Origin of the sequence: Litorivivens sp. (assembly GCF_041625495.1) — a bacterium.
Taxonomy (GTDB): Bacteria; Pseudomonadota; Gammaproteobacteria; order Pseudomonadales; family Spongiibacteraceae; genus Litorivivens.
In genome coordinates this window covers 1-12,786 of record NZ_JBFJTH010000006.1, presented here as the reverse complement: position 1 = coordinate 12,786, position 12,786 = coordinate 1, and the positions used below count along the sequence as shown (strand labels likewise).

Genomic DNA, 12,786 nt, shown 5'->3' with positions numbered 1-12,786 from the left:
TCAGACACCGTGGGCCGCTACCTTCCCTACCTTAGCTCCACTACGTTAGCGTCCTGCAATAGCTTCCGTGCAGCAGGTTTACTTAATAACGATAACAGGCAAGGCAAACTGGATGACAATACTGAATACACCGCTCACCCTGCCCTGCGGTGCCATACTGCCCAACCGCTTACTTAAATCCGCGATGACCGAAGGGCTCGCCGATGCACACGACCGGGCCACCGAACAACACAACACCCTCTATCGCTGCTGGAGTAGAGGCGGCACAGGCACCTTGGTCACGGGCAACGTTATGGTAGACCGACGCTTTCTGGAGCGTCCGGGCAACGTGGTGATTGATAACAACGGCGGGCTGGACGCACTGCGCAACTGGGCAAAAGCTGGCACCGAGGCCGGCAATCATTTGTGGATGCAGATAAACCACCCCGGCCGACAATGCCAGAAACTGGTGGCCGCTCGGCCACTGGCCCCATCCGAGGTAAAACTTAAACTCGCCGGGTTGTTTGGCCAGCCGCGCGCCATGACAGCGGACGATATCGACAACACGCTCAGCCGCTATGCCCACGTCGCGGGCGTCGCAAAGCAGACCGGATTTACCGGGGTTCAAATTCACGCTGCCCACGGCTACCTCATCAGTCAATTCCTCTCGCCCATTGCCAACCGGCGCAGTGATGCCTGGGGCGGTAACCTGGAAAATCGCGCCCGTTTTTTACTGGAGGCGGTACGGCGCACCCGCGACGTCGTGGGCACGGATTTCCCGATCTCGGTAAAACTGAATAGCGCGGATTTTTCCCAAGGCGGCTTTTCGCTGGATGAAAGCACACAGGTCGCCCGCTGGCTCGAACAGACCGGCATCGACTTGTTGGAAATTTCTGGCGGCACCTATGAGCAACTGGCATTGATGGGCGATACACCCGCCGCATCGGCGTCCCAAGCTAGAGAAGCCTACTTTCTCAGTTATGCCAAGGAGATTCGCAGCGCCACCTCGCTGCCATTGGCGGTAACCGGTGGCTTTCGCAGCAGCAATACGATGCACGCGGCACTGGCAGACAACGCGCTTGATGTAATTGGACTGGGGCGCCCGCTGTGCACACAACCCAATGTGCACGAACTGCTCAACGGCGAAGACTTTACTTTCACACCTTGGGAAAAACGCTTGCGCTTGGGGCCGGGCTGGCTCGGTCCCACCAGTTCAAACCGACAAATCCGGGCGCTGAACTTCGGCGCCGCAACCCAGTGGTATTACCGCCATATTGTGGATCTGGCCAACCATCGCCAGCCGGATACCGGCGATAAAAACCTGCTGCGAATATTTGCGCGGCACCGCCGCGCGGAAATGGCATTCGTAAAAAACCGCGCCTTTAACGTTTGAACGCGGGGGTACGGCGACCCCCTTAGCCGCCGATATCCCAGCGCACACTTAACAGGTAAGTGGTGTGATTCGGATACGGCGTCATAGTGTAGTTCCCGGGCAATAACGGCTGATCTAGAATCAGCAGCGCGTCTTTTTCCTGCGTCAGGTTTTTGGCGTGCAGCGACACTGACCAACCCTGGGTTTCCGATCTAAGGCCTAAACCGGCATCAACCCGGGTGACCCCGGGCTGCCAGGTATTGGGGTCAATATCCGAATCGAGATAACGGCCGTTGTCATAACTGATATTCAGGCGGACGCTGGCACGCAATTCGTCAATACCGAACAACCCGAACTCATAACGCGGCGACAATGTCGCATTCCATTGGGAGGCATAAGGCAGGGGCTTACCCGCCAGATCCTGCCCATCATCCTGACCCGACGTGAACACGGGCGGCCCATCGGGAAAGTGCTCATACGTCGCGTCCAGATAGCCGACACTGCCCGACAGGCTCAGCCCCTGCAACGGTGGCAACCAGAAGAAATCCAGCTCGGCGCCACGACTCACGGATTCCGGAGCGTTGTCTGTTACCAGTGTCACTCCATTAAAAGTACGAATCTGCAGGTCTTCCACCTCGGAATCAAAAATCGCCGCATTCAGTACCAGCGAACCCTGCAACAGGCGCGACTTGAAGCCCACCTCGTAGGTGACTGCCGATTCCGCCGCATATTCCAAGTTGTTCGGGTTGAGCGGCGCAAAGTCAAAGCCACCAGCCTTAAAGCCTTTCACTGCATTGGCATATAGATTGATGTCTGGAACCACTTCATAGTTGATAGCCACTTTCGGCGACACGTTGGTTTCCTTGCGCTCCAGATCGGCGTTGCTGAAAGATTCCTGCTGCAGCGACCCGGCCGACAGGCTATTGCCTTCTGCCACCGCAGAAAATGAAGCGCCAGTGGATTCATCTTCACCATAGCGCAACCCCAGCGTTAGATTCAGCCGTTCGGTCAGCCCCCAGTTAAGCTGGGAAAACAGTGCATAGGAGGTGGTTTGTGCCGAGGTACCGGCGATAAACCGCTCGCGCTCGCCGGCGATTATCAGCCCCGTGGTATCAACCGGCAGACCAAACAGAACCGGATCAAAGGGCGCCTGCTGATTCTGCACAATGGCGCCCGCCCGGCCAAAGGCCACCAGGCCGTTCAGGTCCACATCGATATCCTGAAACACATTCACCTTGGAGCGCTGACCAAACAGTCCGACCACAAAATCCACGCCATCACCCAGCCCGAACATGGAAGGGGCACTGGCATCAAAGCGAAATTCGATCGACCGCTGGGAGTAGGGGTTGCCGCGCGGCGGGCCATTGAACACCACCAGATTGACCGGCGAGTAATCCACATCCAGCGCATAGGGTGTTTTCACCTGCGACCAGGCCAGTATCGTGGTGAGCTGGGTGGCATCGAGCCCAAAGAAGGCCGGTGTTTGCCAGATGGTCTGGATCGAAGCGGCATCTGTTTCACGGTCCGACAAGGTCAGGCCGTCGGTGGATGTATTCTGATCGTAGGGGTCAGCTTCAGTCTCGGGATCATATTCACGAAACACCCGCAGACTGCGTTCACTGGCAATATACAGGGATTGGGTATAACCCTTGGTGCGTGATCGAGCTCGCAACAGGTTGAGCTTGGTGGCCAAGGTGTCGGAGATATCCCAGTGCAGCTTGGCTCTCAGCCCCTCATCGCGCTGGGTTTGTTGCTCATTGCGGGTGCTGTTGTATTCCAGCGTATCGCCATTACTGTAGCGGTAGGCGAGACGGCCCAGCACGGTGTCGCCCAGCAATGGCCCGGAAATAGCCAGCTCAACGGCATCGTTAGTAATATCTTCCTTACGCGAGTAACTGACGTAGGCTTCGGGCTCAACCGTAGGCGCCGCCGTGTGAAAGTTGAATACCCCACCCAATGTGTTCTTCCCAAACAGCGTGCCCTGAGACCCGCGCAGTACCTCCAGTCGTTCGAGATCAAACACCGCATCCTGAGTAAACGTAGAACGACCGAACGGCACGTCATCAATTACCAGACCAATGGAAGGCTCAAAGCCGATCCCCAGCGGTGGCGTACCAAAACCGCGAATGGTTACCGTGGTATAAAGCGCCAGCGATGCATCGAAATTCACATTAGGGATATAGCGGGTAATTTCGCCTACATCACTAATTCCCGATTCGCGTACAAAGTCGCCACCAATCACCGAGATCGATAGCGGTACATCCTGGGCACTTTCCACCCGCTTGTTGGCGGTAACCAGCACCTCTTCAATAACGCGGGGTTCCGCCTCGCTGGCGGCAGAAAATGGCAAGACAGCCGCTAAAACGGCGCACAGGAGAGCAGGTGATTGTTTATTGATCAACACTAAAGCCTCGTCTGATTGTATTTATGGTGAGGTCTAAGCTATTGAATATAGCACTGGTAAAGAAACGGTTCGAATCTCATGACGGGCAATCTGCCGCCAGCGGCCTGATCCGGCCAGCGTGAGTATATTTTTTGTCGTCATATTGCCACTTCACCGGATGAATACTTCAGCGCATTGCGCGCTGCTATTTTCCCTAATCAGCGTAACCGCAGGCTCTGCCGGATTTCTTGCTATTTGAGTAAGGCGCCCCCCTGCAATTTTGCACAACTAGCGACCGCACTTCTGCGCAGTCTTTGACGCACACAGCTGCCACAGGTGCTAGGCTAGAGGATTGTTTGCTTTGAGGATTTAGGGAATGACCAACGACACACCAAAAACCGGCCTGCAACTGCGCTCACTGGTAACCGACGACGGATACCTGAAACTGCTGCTCAAAGAAGCACCCGTACCCGAGCCGGGCGAGGACGAGGTGGTCGTGCGCATCGAAGCCACTCCGATTAATCCGTCCGATCAGGCCACCCTGATTTCGCCAGCTGATGTGAGCACCGGGGAAACCACCGGCAGCGGCGCAGCCACTGAGTATCGTGCCAAACTGCGTCCCGGCCTTGAAAGCCGAGTAAAACCGCGTATTGGCAAACCGCTGGCCGCCGGTAACGAAGGCGCCGGCACCGTAGTCAAAGCCGGCTCTGGCAAGGCCGCCCAAGCCCTGCTGGGTAAAACCGTAGCCGTCATGGATGGCGCGCTCTACTGCCAGTATCGCAAGGTCAACGTCATGCAGTGTCTGCCGCTGAACGAAGGCACCAGCGCACGCGAAGGCGCGTCCAGTTTCGTGAACCCCCTAACAGCACTCGGCATGGTGGAAACCATGCGCCGGGAAGGTTTCAAGGCGATCATCCACACGGCGGCCGCTTCCAACCTGGGACAGATGCTAAACCGTCTCTGCCTGAAAGACGGCGTCGAGCTGATCAATATTGTGCGCAAACCCGAGCAGGCTGAGCTACTCAAAAGCCAGGGCGCCAAATATGTGTGCAACTCCAGCGACGCAGATTTTTCGCAGCAGCTCACTGCCGCCATTGAAGCCACTGGCGCCTACGTGGCGTTTGACGCGACCGGCGGTGGCGAGCTCGGCAGCCGCATTCTCACCTGCATGGAAAAAGCGGCCCTGAAAGACACGGAGCTGCCCGGCCCCTATGGTTCGAACACCTTTAAACAGCTCTATATCTACGGCAGCCTTGACCTGTCGCCTACGGTAATCAGCCGGAACTTCGGTTTCAGCTGGGGCATCAATGCATGGCTGCTGACACCTTTCCTACAAAAAGTAGGGCCAGAGCGCACGCTCGAATTACAAAAGCGGGTAGCCGACGAACTGACCACCACCTTTGCCAGCCACTACAGCGACGAGATTTCGCTGACCGACGCTCTCAAAGCAGACATCGTCGCCGGTTACAGTCAGCAAGCAACGGGCAAAAAATACCTGATCAACCCGTCGCTGTAGCTCCAAAATCGCCGCTATGTCGTACAGTCCCTTAAGCCAATGCAAACTTGAGGTGTCTGTGCGACATTTTTTCTTACTTGCCGCCTGTTTAGCCCTGCTGGGCTGCTCGGCTGGCACGCCCAAACCGCCCCTTCCAACTCCACCGAACGTGGATCTGCCGCGTTTCATGGGCGCCTGGTATGTTCTGGGTTTTATTCCCCTGCCACCGGAACGCGACGCGGTAAACGGCATAGAACATTACAGCCTCGACGAGGACGGCCGCATCGTCACCGTCTACCGTTTCCGCAAAGGCAGCCCCGACGGGCCGCTGAAGACCTTTCGCCCCAGCGCCAGCGTGGTACCGGGTACTGGAAACAGTGAGTGGAAAATGCAGTTTCTCTGGCCCTTCAAAGCCGACTACCGCATAGCCTACGTGGATGCCGATTATTCGCTGACCATCATTGCCCGCCAGGCACGCGACTATGTGTGGCTGATGGCTCGCCAACCAACCATTGACGACAACCAATGGCAGGCCATGCTGCAGCGCATTGCCGCAATGGGCTATTCGCTGGACGACTTTGTCCGCCAGCCCCAGCGGTGGCCCGAAACTCAACCGCGGCCAGCGCGCTAAGCCGTTAACAGATTGACCACAGCCTTCGAACGTGGGAGCGTTAAACCACTATGACTGTGGAACAGGGCTATGCACTGGCGGCTGACGCACTTCTGCTGATTCACACCCTCGTGGTGCTGTTTATCAGCGGTGGCGTTATTGCACTCGTGCTTGGCGCTATCTGGCGCTGGCCGTGGCTGCGCAACCCTTGGTTCCGCTATCTGCATCTGCTCGCCATCGGCGTAGTGGCGGCTCAGGCCTGGCTCGGCATGCTGTGTCCACTGACGCACTGGGAAATCGCACTGCGGGATCAAGCGGGCGAGGCAGTCTACGCCGGCAGTTTCGTTGGTCACTGGCTGGAATCCCTGTTGTATTATCGCGCGCCGCCATGGGTATTTATCGCGCTGTACACTCTGGTTGGCGGCGTCACCCTGGCCAGCTGGCGGTGGCTACCGCCTCGACCATTTAATGCTAATACTTCTGATAAAGAGCACACCTAATGACTCTGAACCTGCCGCCAAACCGACTGCAAGCAGCCGCGTTGATTTTTGTTTTTTTATGGTTCTTCGCCGGCGGTCTCGGCCATTTCTTTGCCGCCGATTTTTTCGCCAACATCATGCCGGACTATCTGCCCTGGCATTATCCGGCCGTGTATATCAGCGGTGTTTTTGAGCTGCTCGGTGCCTTCGGCCTGCTCATCCCACGCTATCGCCGCTGGGCGGGCAACGGCCTGTTTGTGCTCACACTGGTGGTAACGCCGGTAAACGTTCATATGTGGCTCAACCCGCAGCTGTTTCCCGATACGTCTGAGGCCTTCCTCAGTATCCGGCTGCTGGTCCAGGTCTTTCTTCTTTATTGCATCTGGTGGTCTACCCGAGAGCCCAAAGCCTTATAAAAAGCCGGTACCAAGGCAAAACAAGGTTACGCAATTTTCACCCATCCCTGCGCCAGCACATCTACTATAGGTTTGCATAAAAACGATTCGGGCAATGCAGCCCGAGCAGCGCAGGAGTACCACGATGCCTTTTCGTTATCGTCGCACGGACAAGAACCTTCTGACACTCAGCCTGCTTGCCGCCTTTGCGACAACAGACGCCATCGCCGCCAGCGGCGTGCTCGAAGAAGTACTAGTGACCGCCCGCAAACGCAGCGAAAGCATGCAGGATATCCCCATCGCCGTGAGTGCCATCAGCGGTGAAGACCTGCGCGAACGCGGCATTGCCAACACTCAGGAACTGACCAAAAGCGTGCCCAGCCTCGAAATCCGAAAGGGGCAGGCCAACCAAATCTATATTCGCGGCATCGGCGAACGCACTGGCTTTGCTCGCGTTGATCCGACGGTTGGCGTCTATCTGGACGATCTCTTCCTGCCACGCTCCGATGGCCAGTTGCTCGACACCGTAGACATCGCCAGCATTCAGGTTTTACGTGGCCCACAGGGCACCCTGTTTGGCAAAAATACCACCGGCGGCGCCATGGTTGTCAGCCTGCGCAAGCCCGATGACAGCGACGAGGCCTATGTGGAAATGGGGCTGGGAAGCTACCGACATCGACGCTTCAAGGCAGGCATCAACATTCCCGTCAGTGACACCTTTTTTACCCGCACCGCTGTACACATCACCAAGGACGAGGGCTACTTCGAAAATATTTCCCAGGGCAATCGCGGCAACCCGAGCAATGACCGACAGGCGCTACTGTTTCAGACGCGCTGGGAACCCTCCGCAAGTTTCAGCCTCGATACCCAGACCTTTCTCGGCAAGATTCGCGAGAATCTAGCGGGCATAAACTGCCAGATACCCACCAAGGATTCGCTCTACTATCAGGGGCTTTGGGTAGTTCACCCCGGCGATACCGACCCGGCCAATCTCACTGCCTTTGAAGAGAACTGCAAAGCCAATTCCCGCGAACGACTGGGCGACCTGAAGGCAGATCAGGGGCCCAATCCGCGCCTCGACAAGGATCTGGATACCGCCTTGCTCGCCGCGACCGCCAGCTGGGAGCTGTCGGAAACCCTGCAGCTAAAAACCGTACTTGGTCTGCGCAGTGAAACCGAAGGGCCGATACAGGCCAGCGACCCCGACGGCGGCCCGGCGCTGTGGAGCAGCTATATCAACACCGACGACAGCGACCGAAGCTCCTATAGCCTGGAATTTCAGCTCAACGGCAGCAATGCCGATCAATCGCTGCGCTATACCCTTGGCGCCTTTGCCATGCGCGAAACCAACAGCGAGAACTTTACCGTATCCAATGTGTTCCGCGGCCTCGACAGCCAGACCCTGGGCGAATTAGCCGCCGGAACACCCCCCACTCGGCCAGCACCCGGCGGTACAGTTCCGCTGATCGGCTTTATCGGCTCACCGCTGGTGATTTCGGATTTTGAACTGGAAAACACCACCACCGCCCTGTTTGCCCAGGTGTCCTACGATCTGACATCCCAGATTGAGCTGACGCTCGGATACCGCTACACCAATGAACAGCGCCACTCAAAGCTGGCCACCACCGAAGCCGACATGGAAGCCATCGCTAATCGAATGACCGGCACAGGCTTGTTTGGCGCACCCAATAATGTCGGCGTATTTGGTCCTGGCGCGGCAGATTTCTTCCCCTATTTGGGGCCGCTGCGCTGGCTGGATGACCCCGTCAGCATAGCTGCTGCCCTGTTCCCGGATGCCGACGGCGACGCCCTACTGGATTACCCCATCAACCACGACAGCCGCCGCTTTGATGAACGCGATGAAAGCTTCAGCCAGAGCACACCCATGGTCTCCCTGTCCTATCACTTACCGGAGGCCTGGCTGAATGACAGCTTTGTAGACAGCACCATGCTGTACGCTACCTGGAGCCGCGGCTTTAAATCGGGATTCTTTGAGCCGCGCGGTGTCGATGGGCTGCAGCGGGTAGAACCGGAGGTCGTGACCAATCACGAAATCGGTTTTAAACTCGATGCCTTTGACCGCAGCGTGCGTCTCAATGGCGCCGTCTACTTTATGGACTACACCGACCAGCAGCTCATCGCCGTGGGCGCGGATTCAGCCCAGAATGTAGTGGTAGTGTTTGGCAATGCCGGTGAATCTGAAATTAGCGGTGTGGAAATGGAGCTGCTGTGGCTGCCCAGCCCGGAGCTGCAGATCAACGCCAGCTTCAGTGCCAATGAGTATCGTTATACCGAATACACCGAGCTCGATCTGGCGGCTGCACTGTCTGGCCGTGAAGTCTATGTAGATCGAACACATGAAACCTTCCCGGTATCACCGGAAAAATCAGCGGCCATCGGCGCCCAATACCAGTGGAGCACCAGCTTCGGCTTACTCACCGCGCGACTGGACGCTAGCTACAAGAGCGATATTTTCTACGGTTTTGACCCCGGCTCCTACCGTGCCTTTGAGCAATCCACAGAACTGGCCGGACAGCCCGCCTTTACCCTGCTCGATGCGCGCTTCACCTGGATGAACCCCGACGGTGATCTTACGGTGTCGTTGTGGGCAAAAAACCTCGCCGATAAACGCTACCGTATTGGTGTTGTCGCAGTGGCCGACTCATCGGGCACCTTTAACGAAAGCTGGGGGGAGCCGCGCATGCTGGGGATTGATGTGAGGCGACAGTTTTAAGGCGCGCCCCGGCAGTTAGGCTGCCCCTATCTTTTGGTCTACAATGACTCATCAGCGCTTATTCTCAACAGCCTAACCACAAGGTAAGCCTTTGAGTTTATTGTTTCTTCTTGAAAGTTATCCGGAGCGCGGCGGCAAGCCCCGTCGCATAGAGCTGTTGGAATTCCCTGCGGTTGTCGGACGCCTGCCGGGCTGTGCTGTGGTATTGAACAGTTCCCAGGCCTCTCGAAAACATGCACAGTTTGAGCAGCACGGAGACGACATTGTGCTGCTGGATCTTGGCAGCACCAACGGTACGTTTGTAAATCGTGAGCGTATACAACACCCGACGCTGATTCAAAACGGCGACGTGCTGCATTTCGCCAGCCAGGAATTTCTCGCGCTCACCGCAGAAGAAGCCGAAGAGGACTTCGGCAGCCAGACCATGGTCGGCGACACCACCCTGCCCAATCATTTTCCCACCCAGATACGCGAATTCACAGAAATGCTTCAGGCGGGGTTGGTCTGTGGGTTTCAGCAGGTAATTATTCGCACGACAGGCGAAACCTATGGCCATGAACTGCTTGGCCGAGGCACTCACCCCGCAATAGGCAGCAGCCCCTATGAAATGTTCCAGCTCGCCCAAGCATTGGATTTGGAGATTGAACTAAGCGAGCTCTTGCGCCAGAAAGGCTTCGCAGAAGCAGAAGCAGCCGGCGCATCCACCCCGCTGTTCTTTAATTCACATCCCAAGGAATGTCAGCAACCTGAACGGCTACTGCGAGAGATGGAGCGGCTGCGCAAACTACACCCCACGCTGGATCTGGTATTTGAGGTACACGAGACTGCCGTTACCGACCTCACCCTCATGGCAGAAATGAAAAGCGCGCTGAGCGCCATGAATATCCGCCTTGCCTACGACGATTTTGGCTCCGGACAGGCCCGCCTACTTGAGCTTGCCGAGGTACCACCGGATATTCTCAAATTTGATATCAGCCTGGTCGCTGGCTTAACCAGCGCCGACTCACCAAAATACCAGCTGCTGAACTCACTCAACACCATGGTAAAACAAATGGGAATTCAAACCCTCGCTGAAGGAGTTGAGACTGAAGACGTCGCCACATTATGCAAGGAGATCGGCGTCGATTTACTGCAGGGTTTTCACTTCGGCCGGCCAGAGCCCATCACCCACTGATAAACCCGCTGCCAAGCCTTGCACGACCTTATCCATATGACGCCACTGCGCCAACAACATCGCGCGACGCGCCTGAATATCACGCGGAATATCCGCCGCTTTTATACGCCAAAAACACAAGCGTACGCGGCCATCTAGCCAACTGCCATTAAACAGCGCCGCGAACGAGCCCGCCCCTTCAAAACCGGTGTGTGCAAAAAAAAGCAGGTCTTTCTCAGGCGCTCCCTCAATCAACGCCAGCGCGCCTCCCATTCGAGGGGGCAATACAGTCTCCCAGCCAGCGGCGAGCTCACTATCCGATGATTCCAACCTGCTCACAATGCGATCAAGTTTACGCGAGGAAAAACGTGTACCTTCCATATAAATGATCAGCGCGTCGCGCTCGCCAGCGCTGTTGGCCAGAGATTGCAGCGCATCGAGCTCCAATGTCATTTCGTCGGAGGCTCGATCAAGAAAAACATTGGGCAGGCGATTGCCAACAATATCCAGGCACGGATCAAGCAACAGCTCGCGTTTGAGTACATACCGCACCGCAAAGTTGCGTTGGGCTGCATAAAATACCAATGGCAGCACGGTGTCACCAATACTGGTGTGACGCGGCAATACGATGGCGGCCGGTCCATCGAGCGCTGCCATCTCATCTGCCTCGAAGTGCAATCGAAACAACCTTTCTGCAGCGCCCTTCAGAGTACTTGCCCACCAGGTCTGCAAGCGTCGATTGGCCGCAAGATATTCGTCGTGGGAAAGAAAAGGGCGCTGAAGCCAGATTGCTCCTGCGGCCAGCACCCCCAGACATTCACACACCGCGAACACTGTAATGAAACAAAGGCAGCGGGTGGCGGACTGCCAGCCGGAAACCAGCAGCCCAACAAGCAGACTCAGCGGCAACCAGACCGGAAGGCTCACCAGTAGCAGCAACGAAACTAGCCCCACCAATGATATGGAGAAGAAACGCCGCAATAGAGTGTGTTTCAACAAAAAATGCACGGTTTACTGTCCTGTGTGTTCGCGTTCCAACGCTCATCCTTCGGGCTGATCCACTACCCCTGCCACCACGTAACAGACCATAGACTGACTCGAGTAAAATATCCCATGGAAGCCACCAATAGCCAACCCCAATGGTTTGACCAGCCCAATCTTTCCAACGAAGCCAAAGCCGTCAGAAGGGCATTAATTGAGGCCGGTTTGGAAACACCCGTCGCCGATACTCATCTCACGCCCGACCAGAAGTACCAGCGTATTCGCGCCGCTATGACCACTGTCGCGCAGACCCTTGGTCTAGATCTGAGTGATGACAGTCTCAGTGAAACACCCCACCGCATTGCCAAGATGTATGTGTACGAGATTTTTTCAGGGTTGGACTACCACAACTTTCCGAAGATTGCGGCGATTGAAAACAAAATGGGGGTAGACGAAATGGTCAAGGTTAGCGACATCAGCCTGACTAGTACCTGTGAGCATCATTTTATTACGATCGATGGCTTTGCCAATGTGGCGTACATTCCGCGGCAATCGGTTATTGGTCTATCCAAAATCAATCGACTGGTACAATTCTTTGCGCAGCGCCCGCAAGTACAGGAACGCTTGACTCGACAACTACTTGTCGCCCTGCAGACTCTGCTTGAAACACCGGACGTTGCCGTCAGCATCAATGCTGCACACTATTGCGTAAAGGCCCGAGGCGTTCAGGATGCTACCTCTACGACGCAAACGACGGCCATGGGTGGCGTCTTCAGGGAACAACCGTCCTTGCGTGCAGCATTTATGGCGTGAGAGCCGCGCCATACAAGCGGGGCGGAACTTAGTCCAAACTTAGCTCCAAACTAGTCCGGCGTGGGCATTTCAAAGGTGGGCAGCGAGTCGGGCATGCCACCGAGTGAAACCGCGATTTTGGAAAAGCCCATAAACAGCGCCAGGGCTGCAGTCAATTCGACGATTTCCTCATCGCTAAACTCGCCCTTCATCGCATTCTGTAACGCGTCATCGATCTCGTTGGGCGCGATCAGAAACGTGTCGGTGTAACTCAGAATCAGCTTTTGCCGCGAGGAAAGATCGCTGTCCTCATAGCCATCGCGAATCTGTTCGACCTGCGTTTCGTCTAGACCCTCAGCCTTGGCCTGCGAAAACCTGACGTTCTTGCAGAATACACAATTGGTTTTGCGGGC

Annotated in this window: 11 protein-coding genes; 8 read left to right on the top strand and 3 right to left on the bottom strand. The window is 56.2% G+C overall.

Annotated elements, in window-relative coordinates:
- Positions 1–112 precede the first annotated feature (112 nt).
- On the top strand, positions 113–1,372 hold the full coding sequence (locus ABYP39_RS01335; protein WP_372780833.1) for an NADH:flavin oxidoreductase/NADH oxidase family protein: 1,260 nt from the start codon (positions 113–115) through the stop codon (positions 1,370–1,372).
- A 22-nt stretch (positions 1,373–1,394) separates the two neighbouring features.
- Here ABYP39_RS01335 and ABYP39_RS01330 read toward each other — a convergent pair whose 3' ends face one another.
- Entirely contained in the window at positions 1,395–3,701 is a 2,307-nt protein-coding gene (locus ABYP39_RS01330; RefSeq protein WP_372780832.1) for a TonB-dependent receptor, read from the bottom strand.
- Between the two features lie 409 nt (positions 3,702–4,110).
- Here ABYP39_RS01330 and ABYP39_RS01325 point away from each other — a divergent pair, with 409 nt between their 5' ends.
- From ABYP39_RS01325 to ABYP39_RS01300, 6 genes are all read left to right on the top strand, one after another.
- On the top strand, positions 4,111–5,250 hold the full coding sequence (locus ABYP39_RS01325; protein WP_372749462.1) for a zinc-binding dehydrogenase: 1,140 nt from the start codon (positions 4,111–4,113) through the stop codon (positions 5,248–5,250).
- 58 nt (positions 5,251–5,308) lie between these two features.
- Complete coding sequence (locus ABYP39_RS01320; RefSeq protein ID WP_372780831.1) at positions 5,309–5,860, top strand: lipocalin family protein; 552 nt, start codon at positions 5,309–5,311, stop codon at positions 5,858–5,860.
- Between the two features lie 50 nt (positions 5,861–5,910).
- Entirely contained in the window at positions 5,911–6,339 is a 429-nt protein-coding gene (locus ABYP39_RS01315; RefSeq protein ID WP_372749460.1) for a DUF2784 domain-containing protein, read from the top strand.
- Complete coding sequence (locus ABYP39_RS01310; RefSeq protein WP_372780830.1) at positions 6,339–6,734, top strand: hypothetical protein; 396 nt, start codon at positions 6,339–6,341, stop codon at positions 6,732–6,734. The genes ABYP39_RS01315 and ABYP39_RS01310 overlap by 1 nt, the downstream gene beginning before the upstream one ends.
- A gap of 124 nt (positions 6,735–6,858) precedes the next feature.
- On the top strand, positions 6,859–9,447 hold the full coding sequence (locus tag ABYP39_RS01305; RefSeq protein ID WP_372763704.1) for a TonB-dependent receptor: 2,589 nt from the start codon (positions 6,859–6,861) through the stop codon (positions 9,445–9,447).
- A gap of 91 nt (positions 9,448–9,538) precedes the next feature.
- A complete protein-coding gene (locus ABYP39_RS01300) occupies positions 9,539–10,621 on the top strand; it encodes an EAL domain-containing protein (RefSeq protein WP_372780829.1) in 1,083 nt (360 codons plus the stop codon).
- Here the strand turns inward: ABYP39_RS01300 and ABYP39_RS01295 are convergent.
- Positions 10,574–11,608: a 1-acyl-sn-glycerol-3-phosphate acyltransferase gene (locus ABYP39_RS01295; protein ID WP_372749120.1), complete on the bottom strand. Its 1,035-nt coding sequence runs from the start codon at positions 11,606–11,608 to the stop codon at positions 10,574–10,576. The genes ABYP39_RS01300 and ABYP39_RS01295 overlap by 48 nt on opposite strands.
- Before the next feature lie 105 nt (positions 11,609–11,713).
- Between ABYP39_RS01295 and folE the strand changes: the two genes are divergently transcribed.
- Positions 11,714–12,394, top strand: a complete 681-nt coding sequence (gene folE / locus ABYP39_RS01290; protein ID WP_372780828.1) for a GTP cyclohydrolase I FolE — start codon at positions 11,714–11,716, stop codon at positions 12,392–12,394.
- 50 nt (positions 12,395–12,444) lie between these two features.
- Here folE and ABYP39_RS01285 read toward each other — a convergent pair.
- Positions 12,445–12,786 (bottom strand): carboxymuconolactone decarboxylase family protein (locus ABYP39_RS01285; RefSeq protein ID WP_372780827.1); only part of this gene is annotated, 342 nt, incomplete at its 5' end.